At 72.5% G+C, this 17,560-nt stretch carries 19 protein-coding genes and 1 tRNA gene; 12 read left to right on the top strand and 8 right to left on the bottom strand.

Annotated elements, in window-relative coordinates:
• The first annotated feature begins 191 nt into the window (after positions 1-191).
• Both ABZ079_RS11045 and polX read left to right on the top strand, forming a co-directional pair.
• Positions 192-279, top strand: a tRNA-Leu gene (locus tag ABZ079_RS11045).
• A gap of 66 nt (positions 280-345) precedes the next feature.
• A complete protein-coding gene (polX, locus tag ABZ079_RS11040; RefSeq protein ID WP_356939127.1) occupies positions 346-2,073 on the top strand; it encodes a DNA polymerase/3'-5' exonuclease PolX in 1,728 nt (575 codons plus the stop codon).
• 9 nt (positions 2,074-2,082) lie between these two features.
• Here the strand turns inward: polX and ABZ079_RS11035 are convergent, their stop codons facing one another.
• Genes ABZ079_RS11035 through ABZ079_RS11025 form a run of 3 tightly spaced genes read right to left on the bottom strand, consistent with a single transcriptional unit; the run spans position 2,083 to position 4,852 of the window.
• Entirely contained in the window at positions 2,083-3,213 is a 1,131-nt protein-coding gene (locus ABZ079_RS11035; protein ID WP_356939126.1) for a CapA family protein, read from the bottom strand.
• 10 nt (positions 3,214-3,223) lie between these two features.
• The gene (locus ABZ079_RS11030) at positions 3,224-4,528 is read right to left on the bottom strand and encodes a phosphoribosyltransferase family protein (RefSeq protein ID WP_356939125.1); all 1,305 of its coding nucleotides are present in this window, start codon (positions 4,526-4,528) and stop codon (positions 3,224-3,226) included.
• Between the two features lie 12 nt (positions 4,529-4,540).
• On the bottom strand, positions 4,541-4,852 hold the full coding sequence (locus ABZ079_RS11025; protein WP_356939124.1) for a dsRBD fold-containing protein: 312 nt from the start codon (positions 4,850-4,852) through the stop codon (positions 4,541-4,543).
• Positions 4,853-4,964: 112 nt separating this feature from the next.
• Here ABZ079_RS11025 and ABZ079_RS11020 point away from each other — a divergent pair, with 112 nt between their 5' ends.
• Positions 4,965-5,357, top strand: a complete 393-nt coding sequence (locus ABZ079_RS11020; protein ID WP_356939123.1) for a YchJ family metal-binding protein — start codon at positions 4,965-4,967, stop codon at positions 5,355-5,357.
• Here ABZ079_RS11020 and ABZ079_RS11015 read toward each other — a convergent pair.
• Positions 5,354-6,055 (bottom strand): FadR/GntR family transcriptional regulator, encoded by a 702-nt coding sequence (locus tag ABZ079_RS11015; protein WP_356939122.1) that lies wholly within the window; start codon positions 6,053-6,055, stop codon positions 5,354-5,356. The two genes, ABZ079_RS11020 and ABZ079_RS11015, sit on opposite strands and share 4 nt — an antisense overlap.
• A gap of 140 nt (positions 6,056-6,195) precedes the next feature.
• Between ABZ079_RS11015 and ABZ079_RS11010 the strand changes: the two genes are divergently transcribed.
• Together ABZ079_RS11010 and ABZ079_RS11005 are read left to right on the top strand one after the other, a co-directional pair.
• On the top strand, positions 6,196-6,714 hold the full coding sequence (locus tag ABZ079_RS11010) for a gluconokinase (RefSeq protein ID WP_356939121.1): 519 nt from the start codon (positions 6,196-6,198) through the stop codon (positions 6,712-6,714).
• Positions 6,715-6,754: 40 nt separating this feature from the next.
• Entirely contained in the window at positions 6,755-8,152 is a 1,398-nt protein-coding gene (locus ABZ079_RS11005; protein ID WP_356939120.1) for a gluconate:H+ symporter, read from the top strand.
• Between the two features lie 185 nt (positions 8,153-8,337).
• On the opposite strand, the gene ABZ079_RS11000 is transcribed toward ABZ079_RS11005, so the two are convergent.
• From ABZ079_RS11000 to ABZ079_RS10990, 3 genes are all read right to left on the bottom strand, one after another.
• Positions 8,338-8,964 (bottom strand): cytochrome b/b6 domain-containing protein, encoded by a 627-nt coding sequence (locus ABZ079_RS11000; RefSeq protein WP_356939119.1) that lies wholly within the window; start codon positions 8,962-8,964, stop codon positions 8,338-8,340.
• Positions 8,948-9,676, bottom strand: coding sequence for a molybdopterin-dependent oxidoreductase (locus ABZ079_RS10995; RefSeq protein ID WP_356939118.1), 729 nt, complete (start codon positions 9,674-9,676; stop codon positions 8,948-8,950). The genes ABZ079_RS11000 and ABZ079_RS10995 overlap by 17 nt, the downstream gene beginning before the upstream one ends.
• 120 nt (positions 9,677-9,796) lie before the next feature.
• Positions 9,797-10,807 carry a hypothetical protein gene (locus ABZ079_RS10990; protein ID WP_356939117.1) on the bottom strand — a complete coding sequence of 337 codons (1,011 nt, stop codon included), beginning with the start codon at positions 10,805-10,807 and terminating at the stop codon, positions 9,797-9,799.
• A 384-nt stretch (positions 10,808-11,191) separates the two neighbouring features.
• Between ABZ079_RS10990 and ABZ079_RS10985 the strand changes: the two genes are divergently transcribed.
• The 4 genes from ABZ079_RS10985 to ABZ079_RS10970 are packed head-to-tail and all read left to right on the top strand — an operon-like array spanning position 11,192 to position 13,375.
• On the top strand, positions 11,192-12,088 hold the full coding sequence (locus ABZ079_RS10985) for a DMT family transporter (protein ID WP_356939116.1): 897 nt from the start codon (positions 11,192-11,194) through the stop codon (positions 12,086-12,088).
• 49 nt (positions 12,089-12,137) lie between these two features.
• On the top strand, positions 12,138-12,653 hold the full coding sequence (locus ABZ079_RS10980) for an NUDIX domain-containing protein (protein ID WP_356939115.1): 516 nt from the start codon (positions 12,138-12,140) through the stop codon (positions 12,651-12,653).
• Between the two features lie 21 nt (positions 12,654-12,674).
• Complete coding sequence (locus ABZ079_RS10975; RefSeq protein WP_356939114.1) at positions 12,675-13,067, top strand: DUF202 domain-containing protein; 393 nt, start codon at positions 12,675-12,677, stop codon at positions 13,065-13,067.
• Positions 13,055-13,375, top strand: a complete 321-nt coding sequence (locus ABZ079_RS10970) for a DUF202 domain-containing protein (protein WP_356939113.1) — start codon at positions 13,055-13,057, stop codon at positions 13,373-13,375. Before ABZ079_RS10975 ends, ABZ079_RS10970 begins: the two co-directional genes overlap by 13 nt.
• A gap of 212 nt (positions 13,376-13,587) precedes the next feature.
• On the opposite strand, the gene ABZ079_RS10965 is transcribed toward ABZ079_RS10970, so the two are convergent.
• On the bottom strand, positions 13,588-14,538 hold the full coding sequence (locus tag ABZ079_RS10965) for an NADP-dependent oxidoreductase (protein WP_356939112.1): 951 nt from the start codon (positions 14,536-14,538) through the stop codon (positions 13,588-13,590).
• A gap of 112 nt (positions 14,539-14,650) precedes the next feature.
• Between ABZ079_RS10965 and ABZ079_RS10960 the strand changes: the two genes are divergently transcribed.
• From ABZ079_RS10960 to ABZ079_RS10950, 3 genes are all read left to right on the top strand, one after another.
• Positions 14,651-14,950: a hypothetical protein gene (locus ABZ079_RS10960; protein ID WP_356939111.1), complete on the top strand. Its 300-nt coding sequence runs from the start codon at positions 14,651-14,653 to the stop codon at positions 14,948-14,950.
• A gap of 170 nt (positions 14,951-15,120) precedes the next feature.
• Entirely contained in the window at positions 15,121-16,143 is a 1,023-nt protein-coding gene (locus ABZ079_RS10955) for a phosphotransferase family protein (protein WP_356939110.1), read from the top strand.
• A 6-nt stretch (positions 16,144-16,149) separates the two neighbouring features.
• A complete protein-coding gene (locus ABZ079_RS10950; protein WP_356939109.1) occupies positions 16,150-17,364 on the top strand; it encodes an acyl-CoA dehydrogenase family protein in 1,215 nt (404 codons plus the stop codon).
• Positions 17,365-17,560 lie beyond the last annotated feature (196 nt).

Here is a 17,560-nt window from a genome sequence, read left to right as displayed (position 1 = left end):
TGCCGTGGTCTCCTCATCCTCTCTCCACCCGCGCCCCGGCCCAAGACCGGCGACGGCCCGTCACACGCCGTTCACGCCCGACCGGCCCCGGGGACGGGGGGTGATCAGCCACCCCCGAAAGCCTGGTAATGTTTCCTTCGTCGCCGCGAGCGAAACCCCACCGAAGGGAAAGTTCGCACGACAGACACCTTGTCCGGGTGGCGGAATGGCAGACGCGCTAGCTTGAGGTGCTAGTGCCCTTTATCGGGCGTGGGGGTTCAAGTCCCCCCTCGGACACCAGCGAGGCCCCTGCTCTGCGGGGGCCTTTTGCATGCCCCGGCGACCGGGCCTTCCTAGACTTGAGGGATGGCCCGGCGCAACGAGGAGGTCGAGGCGCTCCTGCGGGAGTACGCCGACCTCGTGGCGATCACGGGAGGCGACGCGTTCAAGGCGCGCGCCTACGAGAAGGCGGCGCGTGCCATCGGCGGCCACCCCGCCGACATCTCGCGGATGGACGCCGACGGGCTCAGGGAGATCCCGAACGTGGGCCGGTCGATCGCCGAGAAGGTGGTCGAGTACCTGCGCACCGGGAAGATGGCGGTGGTCGAGGAGCGCAGGGCCGCGATCCCCGCCGGGGTGCGGGAGCTGATCACGATCCCCACCCTGGGTCCCAAGAAGGCGCTGCGGCTCTACGAGGATCTGCACATCTCGTCGGTGAACGAGCTGGCCGCGGCCATCGAGGCGGACGCGCTGGCCGACCTGAAGGGCTTCGGCGAGAAGACGCAGGAGAACATCCGGCACGGCATCGAGCTGCTGCAGCGGGCGGGCGCCCGGGTGCCGCTGCCGCCGGCGCTGGACACGGCCGAGGAGATCGTCGCCGCGCTGTCCGGGGTGGCGGGCTGCGAGCGCTGCGCCTACGCCGGCTCCCTGCGCCGGATGCGGGAGACGGTCGGGGATCTCGACGTCCTGGTCGCTGCGGAGCGGTCGGCGCCGTTCATGGAGGCGCTGTGCGCGCTGCCGGTCACCGCCGAGGTCGTCGCGCGGGGCACGAAGAAGACATCGGTGCGCACGGCCGAGGGGCTCCAGGTCGACCTGCGGGTGCTGCCGGCGGAGTCGTGGGGGGCCGGCATGCAGTACTTCACCGGTTCCAAGGCGCACAACATCCGCACCCGCACCATCGCCGTGCACCAGGGGCTGAAGCTGTCCGAATACGGCCTGTTCGACATCGAGAGCGGGGAGTCGGTCGCGTCCCGCACCGAGGAGGAGGTGTACGCCCGGCTGGGGCTGCCGTGGATCCCGCCGACGCTGCGGGAGGACCGCGGGGAGATCGAGGCGGCCCTGCACGGTGAGCTGCCCGAGCTGGTGACGGAGCGGGACATCCGCGGCGACCTGCACACCCACACCGACCTCACGGACGGGCTCGCCCCGCTGGAGGCGATGGTGGAGGCCGCCGCCGAGCGCGGTCACGCCTACTACGCGGTCACCGACCACGCCCCCAACCTGTACATGCAGCGCATGACGGAGGAGAAGATCCTCGCCCAGCGGGAGCGGCTGCGCGCACTGGACGGCACCCATCACCGGATGCGGCTGCTGCACGGCACGGAGCTGAACATCGGTCCGGACGGCGAGGTGGACTGGCCGGAGGAGTTCCTGGCCGGTTTCGATCTGTGCGTGGCCTCGCTGCACTCCCACTTCGACCAGGACCGCGCGGCCATGACCGGGCGGCTGGTGCGCGCCTGCGAGAACCCGTACGTCAACATCATCGGGCATCCGACGACCCGGCTGATCGGCAAACGGCCGGGGGTCGACGCCGACTGGGAGGAGGTGTTCGCGGCCTGCGCGCGCACCGGCACCGCGCTGGAGGTCAACGCCCAGCCGGACCGGCTGGACCTGTGCGACGAGGACATCCTGCGCGCCAAGGCGTACGGGGTGAGGTTCGCCGTGGACTCCGACGCCCACTCCGTCCCGCACCTCGCGCAGCTGCGTTACGGCGTCGGCACCGCGCAGCGCGGCTGGCTCACCCGGGACGACGTGATCAACACCTGGCCGCTGCCGCGGCTGCGCCGGTTCCTGCGCAAGAGCGGGCGGCGCTGAACCCTGGCCTCAGCGCGGCGCGCCCGCGCGCAGGGGCCTTACCGTGAGTGTGCCGCCGTCCCCGTGCTCGACCCGGGTGCCGAGGTCGCGGGCATACCTGTCGAGGACCGTGCGCAGCCAGGCGGTGTCCTCGGCCGAGGCGTGCTCCAAGCGCAGGCGGCGCGCCCGGAGGGGCACCATCCGCAGACCGGTCAGCCGGCCGGTGCCGGGCTCGGCCGACACCAAATACAGCAGCCGCAGGTCGTCGCGGTAGCGCTCGTAGCCGCCGATGCCCTCGTAGTCGTCGACGAGGTCGCCGCTGCCGTACAGGACGAGCCTGCCCCGGTACACCTCCAGGGGGCGCGGATGGTGCGAGGAGTGCCCGTGGACGACGTCGGCGCCCGCGTCGACGAGCGCGTGGGCGAAGCGGATCTCGGCGCGGGAGACGGCGTAGCCCCAGTTGGGGCCCCAGTGGACGGACGCGACGACGATGTCGCCGGGCCGCTCGACCTGCCGCAGGCGGCCGGCGAACTCCGTGGCGGCGGCCACGGTGGGTGCGGTGACGAGGGCCACGCCGGGCCGATCGGCGGTCGCGGCCCAGCCGTGCGGGATCCCACTGGACGGCATCCCGAAGGAGAAGACCAGGACGCGTCCGCCCGGCCGCAGCGGAACGATCGCCGGGCGCCAGGCCGCGACCGCGTCCGGGCCCGCCCCGGCGGCGCGCAGCCCGGCCGCCGCGAGGGACTCCAGCGTCTCCTCGAGGCCGGACGGCCCGAAGTCGAGCACGTGGTTGTTGGCGAGGACGCAGACATCCGGGCGGGCCGCGGCGAGGCAGGGCAGGTTGGCCGGGTGCATCCGGTAGTGGACGCCCTTGCCGGGCGCGAAGTCGCCGTCCCGGGTGACGGCGGTCTCCAGGTTGATCACCCGCGCGTCCGGCGCGGCACGTTCCAGGACGGGCAGCGCCTCACCCCAGGGCCACGCGTGGTCCACGGGCCGGGGTATCGGGCCGTTCGCGGCCTCCGCCAGGGCGACGTAGTACCGGGCGTCGCGCACGTGGTCCTCCCGCAGGACCGGATCGCCGGGGTGCGGGAGGATCTGGTCGACGCCCCGCCCGAGCATGACGTCACCCGCGAGGAACAGGGTGACGGTTTCCTCGCGCATGGCTGCCGCGTCATACGGGCGCGGGTGCCATGTGGTCCGTGAACCAGTCGCGAGCCAACTCGGTCACCCTCTCCAGCGTTCCTGGCTCCTCGAAGAGGTGGGTGGCGCGGGGGACCACCTCGAGCCGGTTCTCGCACCGCAGTTGTGCCTGGGCGTCCCGGTTGAGTTCGAGCACCAGTGGATCGGCACCGCCGACGACGAGCAGGGTGGGCGCCGTCACCGCGGCAAGCCGTGGTCCGGCGAGATCGGGCCGCCCACCGCGGGAGACGACCGCGGCGGGTGGTGCGGAGGGTTCGGCGGCGGCCCACAGGGCGGCGGCCGCGCCGGTGCTGGCGCCGAACCAGCCGATGGCGAGCCCCTCGACGCCGGGTTCCTCGCGCAGCCAGCGGGTGGCGTCCAGCAGCCGGCCGGCCAGCAGTCCGATGTCGAACACGTTGCCCCGGTCGTGCTCCTCCTCGTCGGTGAGCAGATCGAACAGCAGGGTGGCGAGCCCGGCCCGGCGCAGTCCCTCGGCCACGAACCGGTTGCGCGGGCTGTGCCGGCTGCTGCCGCTGCCGTGGGCGAAGGCCACGACGCCGGTGGCGCCGTCGGGCACGGTGAGCCGCCCGCCCAGCCGCACGGCGCCGGCCGTCACCGTCACCTCCCGGTCGGTGGCTCCGGCGCCCGCCGCGCGCAGGCGGCGGCCTGTGGCCCGGCGCAGACAGGCGGTGACCTCCTCGTCGTCGACCTGGGTGAAGTCGGCGTAGAACTGGCCGACGGCGGCGAAGTCCCACGGGGTGTCCAGGCAGACCAGTTCGTCGGCGTCCACGCCCAGCCGGCGGGTGAAGTCGCGCGGGGCCACGGGGACCGCCAGCACGACGCGGGCCGCGCCCCGTTCCCGGGCGATCCGGCAGGCGACCCGCGCGGTGGAGCCGGTGGCCACTCCGTCGTCCACCACCACAGCGGTCCGGCCGGCGACGGAGACGGGGGATGCCTCACGCCGGTAGCGCGCGGCCCGCTCGTGAAGCACCCGGCGCTCGGCTTCCTCGACCCGTGCGAGGTCCGCCGCCGAGACCCCGGTCCCCCTCAGCACCTCCTGGTTGATCACGCGCACGCCGTCCTCACCGATCGCCCCCATTCCCAGCTCCGGCTGGTACGGCACGCCGAGTTTGCGGACCAGGCACACGTCCAGCGGTGCGTCGAGCGCCTCGGCGACCGCCGCGGCGACGGGCACCCCTCCCCGCGGCAGCCCGAGCACCACCAGGTCCTGGCCCCTGAGGTACTCCAGGCGAGCACCCAGCCGCCGTCCCGCTTCGAGGCGGTTCCTGAAGTGCACGGTGGGGCTCCTTCACTCCCGGGTCAGCCACAGGGGCGCCGGGCCCTCCGTCTCGGCGGCCCCCGTCGCCTTCATGTCTCCGTCGGCGGCGCGCAGCAGCATGCGGCCCATGGCGATGAGGGCGCGTCCGGCGGCGAGTTCGTCGCCGATGTCCGGCATCGCCGGGTCGTAGGGGTTCCGGCGGGCCTCCGCGTGGCTCTCCAGGACGTTGTCGCCGGTGTCGAGGACGATCCGGGCCGTGGTGTCCGGGTCGTGCTCGGAGAGGTACAGGTTCAGCCGCCACTCCTTGACGGCCGGAGGACGGCTGCTCACGGGTCGGGTCATCGTCCGTCTCTCCTCCCTGCGCCACGAGCCCGTCGGGGCACGTCGTTCGGCCCTTCCACTGTGCACCCGGCCGGCGGTGGGCGCCTCCCCTGCTGCGGGCAGAATGAGGGCCATGACCACGCGCACCTGCCCCTGCGGACTCCCCCGGCCCTACGACGCCTGCTGCGGCCGTTTCCACGCGGGATCCGCGAGCGCGCCGACCGCCGAGCTGCTCATGCGCTCGCGGTACACCGCGTTCGTGAAGGGGGAGGCGGGGTATCTGCTGCGGACGTGGCATCGCCGGACCCGGCCGGAGCGGCTGGACCTCGATCCCCGGATGCGGTGGACCGGTCTGGAGATCCTCGGCACCACCGGCGGGTCCGCCTTCCACGCCACGGGGACGGTGACCTTCCGGGCCTCCTACCAGGGCGGTTCGCTGCTCGAGCGGAGCCGGTTCGAGCGGGTGGACGGGGCGTGGGTGTACGTGGACGGGGACTTTCCCGAAGAGGCGGGTGACGCGGGCTAGGGCGCCAGGATGTCCAGCTCGTGGAGGGCGCCCACGGTGATCTCCCTGGTCAGTTCCTCCGCGCGGGCCGCGTCGCCCGCGCGGACCGCTTCGGCCACCTGTACGTGCAGGGTGACGGCCGCCGGGTCGGGGTCCTCGAACATGACCTCGTGGTGGGTGCGGCCGGCCAGGACCTCCGCGACGACGTCACCGAGACGGGCGAACATCTCGTTGCCCGAGGCGGTGAGGACGACCCGGTGGAAGGCGACGTCGTGGATCAGGTACGCCTTTAGTCTGTGGCCGCGCGAGTTGGCCACCATGCCGAGCGCGCACTCGGTGAGTTCGGCGCACTGCTCCGCGCTGGCGTTCTTCGCGGCGAGGCCCGCCGCGACCGGTTCGATCGCGGACCGCAGCACGGTCAGGGAGCGCAGTTGGTGCGGGCGGTCGGCGCCCGCGAGGCGCCAGCGGATGACCTGCGGGTCGTAGACGTTCCACTCGGCCTTGGGGCGCACCGTCACGCCCACGCGGCGGCGGGACTCGACCAGGTGCATGGATTCCAGGACGCGGACCGCCTCGCGCATCACGGACCGTGACACCTCGAAGTGCTGGGCGAGTTCGTCCGTTCGCAGGACGCTGCCGGGCGGGTACTCGCCCGCCGTGATCGCGGGGCCGAGGGTGTCCAGTACGCGGCCGTGCAGCCCCCGGCCCGGTGTGCTCATGCACTCAGCGTACGGCCTGGATCACAGTGCCAAAAGGTCAGACTTAAATGTCACGGCCTCTTGAATTAGTCCTATCTAATGGGTTTCAGTGTGGTGACGCCGATGTGGCGTCGGATGCCGAGGAAGACAGCGAGGCAGTCATGCGTACCCCCCAGGTCGTCGTCGTGATGGGCGTCGCCGGGACGGGCAAGACCACGATCGGTCCCCTGCTCGCCGCGCGGCTGGGCGTCCCGTACGCCGAGGGCGACGACTTCCACCCGAGGGCCAACATCGACAAGATGTCGGCCGGGACCCCGCTCGACGACAGCGACCGGTGGCCGTGGCTTGACGCCATCGGGCACTGGGCGCACGGGCGGGCCGGGCTCGGCGGGGTGGTCAGCAGCTCGGCGCTGAAGCGGTCGTACCGCGACCGGCTCAGGGCCGTCGCCCCCGGGATCGTGTTCGTGCATCTCACGGGCGACCGGAAGCTGATCGAGGACCGGATGACGCAGCGGCAGGGGCATTTCATGCCGACCGCGCTGCTGGACTCCCAGTTCGCAACGCTGCAGCCCCTGGAGCCGGACGAGGCAGGCGTCGCCGTCGACGTCGACGGCAGCCCCCAGGAGATCACCGAACGCGCCGCGCAGGCGCTGGACGCGCTTCCCGTCGCATCCGAGTAGCACCTCACCCCCGTCCCCCCGTCATCACAAGGGAACCCCCGTGACCAGACTCAGCGTCGAGATGCTGGCAGCGGACGCGCCTGCGCCGATCACCTCCGCCGGACACGCCCAGCTGGGCATCGCCGTCCTGGTGGGCATCGCCGTGATCGTCCTGCTCATCACCAAGTTCAGGCTCCATGCCTTCCTGGCCCTGACCATCGGGTCACTGGTGCTCGGCGCGGTCGCCGGAGCACCGCTCGACAAGGCGATCACCAGCTTCACCACCGGGCTCGGCTCCACGGTGGCCGGCGTCGGCGTCCTGATCGCGCTCGGGGCGATCCTGGGCAAGCTCCTGGCGGACTCCGGCGGCGCCGACCAGATCGTCGACACGATCCTCGCCAAGGCGGGAGGGCGCGCCATGCCCTGGGCGATGGTGCTGATCGCCTCCGTGATCGGTCTGCCGCTGTTCTTCGAGGTCGGCATCGTGCTGCTGATCCCGGTCGTGCTGATGGTCGCCAAGCGCGGCAACTACTCTCTGATGCGCATCGGCATCCCGGCCCTGGCCGGTCTGTCCGTGATGCACGGCCTGATCCCGCCGCACCCCGGCCCGCTGGTCGCGATCGACGCGGTCAAGGCCAACCTGGGCGTGACCCTGGCGCTCGGCATCCTGGTCGCCGTACCGACGGTGATCATCGCCGGTCCGCTGTTCTCGACGGTCGCGGCCCGCTGGGTGGACGTCCCGGCGCCCGACCGGATGCTGCCGCAGCGCGCCTCGGACGAGCTGGAGCGCCGTCCGGGCTTCGGCGCGACGCTGGTCACCGTGCTGCTGCCGGTGGTGCTGATGCTGGCGAAGGCGCTGGTGGACATCGTCATCGACGACCCGGCGAACGGGACCCAGCGGGTCTTCGACGTCATCGGTTCCCCGCTGATCGCCCTGCTCGCCGCCGTGATCGTCGGCTTCTTCACGCTGGGCCGGCCCGCCGGGTTCACCAAGGAGCGCCTGCAGCAGACCGTCGAGAAGGGTCTGATGCCCATCGCCGGCATCCTGCTGATCGTCGGCGCGGGCGGCGGCTTCAAGCAGACGCTGATCGACTCCGGTGTGGGCCAGATGATCCTGGACATCTCCAAGGACTGGTCGATACCGGCGCTGCTGCTGGCCTGGCTGATCGCGGTGGCGATCCGGCTGGCGACCGGCTCGGCGACGGTGGCGACGGTCTCGGCGGCGGGCCTGGTGGCACCGCTCGCGGCCGACATGTCGACCACCCATACCGCCCTGCTCGTCCTCGCCATCGGCGCCGGGTCACTCTTCTTCAGCCATGTCAACGACGCCGGATTCTGGCTGGTGAAGGAGTACTTCGGGCTCACCGTCGGACAGACCGTCAAGACCTGGTCGGTGATGGAGACGATCATCTCGGTGGTCGCCGGTGGCCTGGTCCTGCTGTTGTCCCTCGTGCTCTAGGAGCGGTACGGCGATGACGGCTCCCCTCCGCGGCCCCACTCGACATCCTCCTCAACCGCGCGGGCATGCACTGCGCGCCCCGCTGCCGGAGTTCACCGGCTCCGACCGGCACCGAGCCCTGGGTACCGACCTCCCCAGCGCCTTCCCGGAGCCGGCCGAGGAGGGGGCGGAAACCGGGGAGGCGGTCAGGGACGCCATAGCGGGTGCTCCCGCCGCGCCCACTCCTCGCTCACCGTCCCGGTCCGCAGCCCTCTTCTCGCCTCCGGGTCGCCCAGGGCCATGCCGACGTGGCCCGCGAGGACCACACCGATCGTCAGGGCCAGCCAGTCGTGGACGAAGGTCGCCGAGGTGCGCCACATCAGCGGCGCGAGGTGGGTGAACCACATCATCAGGCCGGTGCCGAGCATGACCAGCGCCGCCCCCGCGATCCAGGCCGCGTAGAGCTTCTGGCCGGCGTTGAACTTGCCGGCCGGGCGCGCGGTGTGCCGCTTGTCGCGGCGGAGGGCGGCGCGCAGCCAGAGCCGGTCGTGGGGGCCGAAGCGGTTGAGGAAGCCCAGGTCGGCGCGGAAGGCGCGGGAGGCCAGGCCCAGCAGGACCGGCACCGGCAGCGTCAGGCCCGCCCACTCGTGGACGCGGACGACCAGGGCGCGGCGGCCGACCATGACCGCCAGCTGCGGGATGTAGAGGACGGCCGCGGTCACCACGCACACGCCCATCAGCGCCGCCGTCGTGCGGTGCACCCACCGTTCGGCCCGGCCGAAGCGGTGGATCCGGGCGCTCGGCGGCGCCGCGGTCTCAGCTCGTAGGCTCATCGGTCCGTCCGTTCGAGCGGCCGACCCAGGCGTCGACGTCGTAACCGAGGTCCTCCCAGTAGCCGGGTTCCACCCGGTCGGTGACCGTGATCCCGGAGAGCCATTTGGCCGACTTGTAGAAGTACATCGGGGCGACGTAGAGGCGGACCGGGCCGCCGTGGTCGTGGCCGATGTCCTTGTCCTGCATACGCAGGGCGGCCAGGACGTCGGGGCGGCGGGCCTGGCCGAGGGTGAGGCTCTCGGTGTAGGTGCCGTCGAAGCAGGTGAAGCGGAGCGCCCTGGCGGAGGAGCGGACGCCCGCCGCGTCCAGCAGATGGGAGAGCCGTACGCCCTGGAAAGGGGTGCCCGGGACGCGCCATCCGGTGACGCACTGGACGTCCTTGACCAGCCGGGTCTGGGGCAGGGCGCGCAGCTCGGCGAGGGTGTAGCTGCGCGGGTGGTCGACCAGGCCGTCGATGGTGAGGCGGTAGTCCGCGGCGTCCTTGTGCGGGACGGAGGTGGCGACGGAGTAGTAGCGGAAGCCGCCGCCGTTGGGCAGCAGACCGGTCAGACCGGTGGGGTCCTTGCCGGCGACGGTGCCGAGGAAGCCTTCGAGGCCGCGCTGCAGCGTGGGCGCGGCGGCCACGCCGAGCGCGCCCAGGCCGAGGGTGCCGAGGAGGACGCGGCGGCCGATCGGCCGGCCGTCCTGCTCCTCGGATGGTTCGGGGTTCACGTGTTCATTCGAGCACTCGGGGCCTCGTGGGGCCAGGGAATCGGGTCGCCGGTCAGGGTTCCGTAACCATTTCTCGCGTACGTCGTCACTCGTCACGTACGTTCCGGAAAGCCGTTTGTCTCAGTGACCCGCCGGGCTGTCGGCAAGCCGGGTCCCTCCCTGCCCGAGCGCGCGGGCGCGGGCCGTGTGGAAGGCCGCCAGGGGGTCGCGGTGCGCGTACGACCAGGGCGCCGGGGTGGCGTGCTCGCCGATGCGCTGGAAGAGGGCCGCCGCCTCGGCCGGGCGGCCGGCGCAGGACAGGGCGAAGGCGAGGTGGTTGAGGTCGAGGTGGCGGCGGGGGTGGTCGTCGTGCTCCCACTCCAGCCACCAGTCGAAGCCGGCGCGCAGGATCCGGCGGGCCCGGGGGCCGGACCAGTGCCCGGAGGCGGCCGGGTCGGCCGGGGCCAGGCCGGTGGCGGCGAGGACCCGGTAGCGCTCGGCATAGGCGACGACCGGCAGGACGGCCAGCGGGGAGTCGGCGGGGGCCTCCGCGGCGGCCAGCTCGGCGAGGTCGTACACCTCGTGGGCCTCGGCGCGGCCCCCCGGGGGCCGTTCGGCGAGACGGGCGATGAGCAGGTGGTGCGCGTGGTGGTGCTCGGGGTGGCGGCGGCACAGCTCCGCGAAGGCGCCGAGCACCTCGCGGTCCGGGCCGAGGGCGCGGCCGAGCAGGAGCAGGCCGAGCCAGGGGGTGGGGTCGGCGGGGGCGAGCGCGGCGGCCGTGGTGCAGGCCTCGCGGGCCCGGTCGGGGTCCTCCTTGCCGCGCAGGGTGCGCTGGACCAGGGCCAGCGCGTACAGCGCGGCGGCGTCGGCGGACCCGGGCTCGGCCCGCACCCAGTCGTGTGCCCAGGCGGCGGCGTACGGCTCCCGCGCGAGCACGGTGAGGCGGTGGCCGCGGCGGTCCCAGTCGTCGCCGGTGTGCAGCAGCAGGGAGCGGGCGGCCTGCCGGCGGCCCTGGGTCAACGCGGCCCGGGCGGTGCGCAGTTCCACGTCGTCGAGGGCGTCGTCGAAGGCGCCGCGGTCGTCCGGGGCGGTGTCGCCGGACGGGTCCGTGGGGGCCCGGCGGGTGCCGAGCAGAGGCGGGATTGGGGGCACCGCGGGACTTCCTGTTTCTCGGGCTGCCATCGACCGATCACTCACAGCAAACCCGCAGTCAAGGATCACGTCAAGCGGAACCGGAGTGTTGATGGCTTCAACTTCCGTACCGCGCGCGGAACTTGAGGAACCGGAGGGCAGGCCGGCGGTCCCCGCCCCAGGTTCCGGGCGGGTTTCTGTGGCGTACGCCATGGCGCCGGGCGGCCCGGCGTCCGACGATGGCCGGACGGTCCCGCCGCCACCCCCGGCCCGCCCTGTGACCGGCCGGGCGACGTGACCGAGTCAACTGCCCGGTTCCGGGCCGTCCGGGTCGATGCCGTCCCGGGAGCGCTACAGTCGGCCACTACGCGTCGGTGGTCCGGCCGGATGATCGAGGTACGCAGCGTGTCCGTTCTGGTTCTCCTTCTCGCCGTGGGTGCGGCCTGCTGTCTGGGTTTCGGGTTCGTGCTCCAGCAGAACGCCGCCCAGCGGGCGCCGCTCAACGACTTCCTCTCGCCCCGGCTGCTGCTCGACCTGATGCGGGTGCCGCGCTGGCTGGGCGGGCTCGGTCTGATGATCGCCGGCATGGTGCTCGGCGCGCTCGCTCTCGGCAAGGGGGAGATCTCCCTGGTCGAGCCGCTGCTCGCGACCAATCTGCTGTTCGCGCTCGCCCTCTCCCGCCACCAGACCGGACAGCCACTGGGGCGCCAGGGCTGGGCGGGTCTGCTGATGCTCGCGGGAGGCGTGAGCGCGTTCATCGTGGCGGGCGAGCCGCGCGGCGGCAGCGCCGTCGGCGACCCGGTGCGGCACTGGCTGATCATCGGCGCCATGGTGGGCGTGGCGCTCGTGCTCACGACGTACGCCAAGCGCTCCCGGCTGAGCTGGGGTCCGGTGCTGCTGGCCACCGCCGCCGGGCTGCTGTACGGCGTGCAGGACGCGCTGACCCGGGTGAGCGGCACACGCTTCTCCGAGGGCGGCCTCATGGAACTGTTCACCGGCTGGCAGCCGTACGGTGTGCTGGTGTGCGGGGTCACCGGGCTGATCCTGGTGCAGAGCGCGTTCGAGACGGCATCCCTGCGCATGTCGCTGCCCGCGCTCACCGCGGCCGAGCCGCTCGCCGGGATCCTGTGCGGAGTGGGCTTCCTCGGTGACCGGCTGCGCACGGACACCGGGGCGCTGGCCTGGGAGGCGGCCGGGCTCGCGGCCGTGGTCGCGGGCATCGTGGTGCTCGGACTGCACCCGGCGATGCCGTCCGGCGCGGCGGAGCCGGCGCCGTTGGCCCGGGACCTTCAGCGGCGCTGAGCAGGCCTGCCCGATCACCGGCGCCGGACGTGCCTGCTTGGATGAGGGCATGAACCCTGCTGACGAGATCCTCGACATCGTCGACGAGAACGACCAGGTCATCGCCCAGTACCCGCGCGGCGAGGCGTACGCCCGCGGGCTGCGCCACCGCTGCGTGTTCATCCAGGCCCGGGACGCGGCCGGCCGGCTCTTCGTACACCGGCGCACGGCGACCAAGCTGGTGTTCCCCGCCCTGTACGACATGTTCGTCGGCGGAGTCGTCGGGGCGGGTGAGTCCTACGACGAGGCGGCCCTGCGGGAGGCCGAGGAGGAGCTGGGTGTGAGCGGACTGCCCCGGCCGGCCTTCCTCTTCAAGTTCCTGTACGACGACGGCGCCGGGAACAGCTGGTGGTCGGCGGTGTACGAGGTGTGCTGCGAGGTGCCGGTGCGACCCCAGGCGGAGGAGGTCCAGTGGTACGGCTTCCTGCCCGAGGAGGAGGTCCGAGAGAGGCTCGGGGAGTGGGAGTGGGTGCCGGACGGGCTGGCCGCGTACGAGAGGCTGCGGGCGTTCCGGGCCGGCCGGTGAGGCGCCGGTAGGGTCGTCGGCGTGAGCGGATTCGTAAGGAACATCCGGCTGTGGTTCGCGCCGGACCAGGTGCGGGAAGAGGGTGGCACGCCCGACTACCGGTTCTCGCTGGCCAACGAGCGCACCTTCCTCGCCTGGCTGCGGACCGCGCTGGCCCTGATCGGCGGCGGATTCGCGGTGGACCAGTTCCTGCCGGACCTGCGCTGGGCGTGGCGGGTCGGTCTCGCGCTCGCACTGCTGGGGGCCGGTGCGCTGTGTTCGCTGCGTGCGGTGAACCACTGGGTGCGCTGCGAGCGCGCGATGCGTCGCGGCGAGGACCTGCCCACGTCCCGGTTCCCGGCGCTGCTGAGCCTGGCCGTCGCGGTGGTGGCCGTCGCGATGGTCCTCGTGGTGCTGCTCGGATGGGAGGGGTGAGCCCGGCGGGCCGGGACCCGGGGCTGCAGCCCGAGCGCACCCGGCTGGCCTGGCGCCGCACGACCCTGTCCGCCGCCGTGGCCGCCGTACTCGCCGTGAAGACGGCGCTGCACGGCGGGTCGGCCATCGCGATCATCGTGTGCGCGGTGTGCTGTGCGCTGTGGCTGGGCTTCCTCCGGGTCGCCCACCACCGCATCCGGGCCCTGTCCTCCGGCACCCCACCACCCCCGCTCGCCCCCCGCCAGGCGACGGCGGCGGTCCTGTGCGCGGTGGCGATGGCGGCGTGCGCGGCCGTGCTGGTGGTCTAGTGCTGTGACCTCACAGGTTCGCCGGGTTGGCGGTCGCGGCGGTTGGATGTGTGGTGACGTCCGGTCCGACCGCTGGAGGCGCGGTGGCCAAGCCTGCGTATGCGCGGTTCGACCAACCCGGCGAACTAACGCGATCACAGCATCAACGGTCCGCCACTCGACAAGAACACTGCCAGAGGATGCCGCACCGGTGAACCTTTCCGGTCACGGCACTAGGCGCCGTCCTCCTCCGTCTCCCGGTCCACCGTCACCACGATCTTGCCGCGGGTACGGCCCTCCTGGTTCAGCCGGTACGCGTCCGCCGCCCGCTCCAGCGGGAACGCCTCCTGGACGTGCACGGAGAGCACCCCCTGTTCGGCCAGCTCGGCGAGTTTCCCCAGGTCCTCGGGGTCCGGCCGGACGAAGCAATAGCGGCCGCCGTGGCTCACCACCTCCGGGTCGGCGATCGACGCCAGGCGGCCCTCGGGAGCGAGCAGGCCGGCGGAGGTCTGGAGGGTGTCGCCGCCGATGGTGTCGAAGACCGCGTCCACCCCGTCCGGGGCGCGTTCGCGCACCCGTTCGGCCAGGCCCTCGCCGTAGGTCACGGGCTCGGCGCCGAGTCCGCGGACGTGGTCGTGGTTGCGCTCGCTCGCCGTGCCGATCACCCGGGCACCGAGGTGGGTGGCGATCTGGACGGCCAGGGAGCCGACCCCGCCGGCCGCCGCGTGCACCAGCACGGTCTCGCCACGCTCGATCTCCAGCGCCCCGACGAGCACCTGGTAGGCGGTGAGCCCGGCCAGCGGGAGTCCGGCGGCCTCCTCGAAGGACAGGTTGCGCGGCTTGCGGGCCAGCGTGCGGACGGGCGCGGCGACGTACTCGGCGAAGGTGCCCCGGGACAGGAAGTCCTCGCGGACATAACCGATGACCTCGTCTCCGGCGGAGAACTCGGTGACCGAGGCACCGGGCCGGACGACGGTCCCGCTGACGTCCCAGCCGGGGATCACCGGGAACACGGGGTCCAGGATCGCGTCGAGATAGCCCTCGCGGCACTTCCAGTCGACCGGGTTGACCGCCGCCGCACGCACCTTGACCAGCACCTGGTCGGGGCCGACCTTGGGGTCGCGCACCTCGCCGTACTCCAGCACCTCAGGTCCGCCGTAGCGGCTGTAACTGATGCCCTTCATGCCCTCGCCCCTCCGGGGTACTCCTGCGCCACGCACTCGGGATGACCCGATATATACCGTTCGCGTGGCAGCCTGTCCGTCGTCCACACCCCGTACCCCGAAGGCGGGCAGCATGACCACCCTTCACCAGGAACACACCGAGCACGGGACACACCGCCACGGCCCGGACTGCGGGCACACGGCCGTACCGCACGGCGACCACCTCGACTACGCGCACGACGGTCATCTGCACCGGGAGCACGAGGGCCACTGGGACGAGTGCGAGCCGGCCGGGCACACCGCACACGCGGGACATGAGCACGTCCACCACGACGAGTGCGGGCATGCGCAGGTGCGGCACGGCGACCATGTCGACTATCTGCACGACGGCCACCGGCACGCCGAGCACGGCGACCACTGGGACGACCACTGACCCCGCCGGGACCCAGAGGCGACGGCTTCCCGGGCGGCGCGCCCGGGAAGCCGTCGGCCTAGGGTGGCTCCGGTCACGTTTCGCGCCTCGTTCGGCACACCCACTGGACGACATACCGACCGGTCGGCATCATGAGTGGGGACTTGTTCACCCGTTCGTAGGAGTGATGTATGAGCGCCGACCACCCGCCCGGACTCGACCTGGACCGGCTGCGCGCCCTGCTCGACCGCGAGCGCCCCGGTCTGGTGCACGGCCCCCTGGCCGGCCGGCTGATCGAGGGCGGACGGTCCAACCTCACCTACGCACTCTCCGACGGCACCTCGAAGTGGGTCGTACGGCGGCCCCCACTCGGCCATGTCCTGGCCACCGCGCACGACATGAAGCGCGAGTACCGGGTGATCAGCGCCCTGGCTCCCACACCGGTGCCGGTCCCGCGGCCGGTGCTGCTGTGCGAGGACGAGGAGGTGCTCGGGGCGCCGTTCTACGTCATGGAGTTCGTCGAAGGCACCCCGTACCGCACCGCCCAGCAGCTCGCCCCGCTGGGTGAGGAGCGCACCCGCAACGCGGTGCTGTCCCTGGTCGACACCCTCGTGGAGCTGCACGCGGTGGACCCCGCCGAGGTGGGCCTGTCGGACTTCGGCCGCCCGGAGGGCTTCCTGGACCGGCAGCTGCGCCGCTGGGGCAAGCAGCTGGACGCCTCCCGCAACCGCGAACTGCCCGGCATCGACGAGCTGCACGCGGCCCTGGGCCGGGACCTGCCCCGCTCCCCCGCGCCCGCCGTCGTCCACGGCGACTACCGGCTGGACAACGTCCTGATCGGCGCCGGCGACAAGATCAAGGCGATCCTCGACTGGGAGATGTCGACGCTCGGCGATCCGCTGACCGACCTGGGGCTGCTGGTGATGTACAGCCAGCCGCTCCACATGCCCGAGTCCCCCGTCTCCACGACCGCCGAGGCACCGGGCCACCCCTCCCCGCAGGAGCTGATCGAGCGCTACGCCGCGCGCTCGGGGCGCGATGTCTCCGCGGTCTCCTGGTACACGGCGTTCGCCTGGTTCAAGCTCGCCGTGATCCTGGAGGGCATCCACTACCGGTACACGCTCGGCCAGACGGTCGGGCAGGGCTTCGACCGCATCGGCGAACTCGTACCGCTCTTCATCGACCACGGGCTGACGACCCTTCAGGAAGGCTGACCGGACATGGACTTCGCGTTCGACGCGCGCACCGAGGAACTGCGCGCCAAGCTTCTCGCCTTCATGGACGAGCACGTCTACCCGGCCGAGGCGGTCGCCGAGGAGCAGCGGGCCGCGCTGGCCTCGCCGTGGGACACCCCGGCCGTGGTCGAGGAGTTGAAGGCCGAGGCGCGCAGGCAGGGCCTGTGGAACCTCTTCCTCCCCGACGCCGGGTACGGGGCCGGGCTGACGAACCTCCAGTACGCGCCGCTGGCCGAGATCACCGGCCGCTCCCCGCACCTGGCGCCGACCGCGACGAACTGTGCCGCGCCCGACACCGGGAACATGGAAGTGCTGGCGCAGTTCGGCGACGACCGGCAGAAGAAGCAGTGGCTGGAGCCGCTGCTGGCGGGGGAGATCCGCTCGGCCTTCGCGATGACCGAGCCGGAGGTGGCCTCCTCGGACGCCACGAACATCACCACGCACATCGAGCGGGACGGCGACGAGTACGTCATCACCGGCCGCAAGTGGTACATCTCCGGGGCGATGAACCCGGATTGCAAGATCTTCATCGTGATGGGCAAGACGGACCCGGAGGGTGCGGACATCCGCCGCCAGCAGTCCATGGTCCTGGTCCCACGCGACACCCCGGGCGTCACCGTCCAGCGCGCGATGCAGGTGTTCGGCTACGAGGACCACTCGCACGGCGGCCACGCCGAGGTGGTCTTCGACCACGCGCGCGTGCCGGTGGCCAACCTGATCGGCGAGGAGGGCGGCGGCTTCGCCATCGCGCAGGCCCGGCTCGGCCCCGGCCGGATCCACCACTGCATGCGGCTGATCGGCATGGCCGAGCGGGCGATCGAGCTGATGTGCCGGCGGGCCGTGTCCCGCACCGCGTTCGGCAAGGCGCTTGCGCAGCAGGGCGTGGTCCAGAACTGGATCGCCGACGCCCGGGTCACCGTCGAGCAGTTGCGGCTGCTGGTGCTGAAGACGGCCTGGCTCATGGACACCGTCGGCAACAAGGGCGCCCACGCCGAGATCCAGGCGATCAAGATCGCCACTCCGCGTGCGGTGGTCGGCATCCTGGACCGCGCCATCCAGCTGCACGGCGCGGGCGGCGTGAGCCAGGACTTCCCGCTGGCCGAGCTGTACGCGAGCGCCCGCACCCTGATGCTCGCCGACGGCCCGGACGAGGTGCACCAGCGGTCACTGGCGCGCAGGGAGTTGAAGAAGCATCTCTGAGGGCCGGCAGGGGGCGGCCTCAGGGAGGGCCGCCCCCTGCACGGTGCCCTCGGTCTCGTTCCACGCTGCCGTGAGCCGTCGCGCCTGCACCGGCCGGACCAGCCGTGCCCGTCAGCGGCGTCGGCGTCGGCGTCGGCATACTGGACGCGATGGACCCCCGCGTACGCGCGGGCGGCCGGATCGACTCCACGCATAT

It is taken from the genome of Streptomyces sp. NPDC006314, from assembly GCF_040613075.1.
Taxonomy (GTDB): domain Bacteria; phylum Actinomycetota; class Actinomycetes; order Streptomycetales; family Streptomycetaceae; genus Streptomyces.
This window is presented reverse-complemented; position numbering and strand designations above follow the sequence as displayed.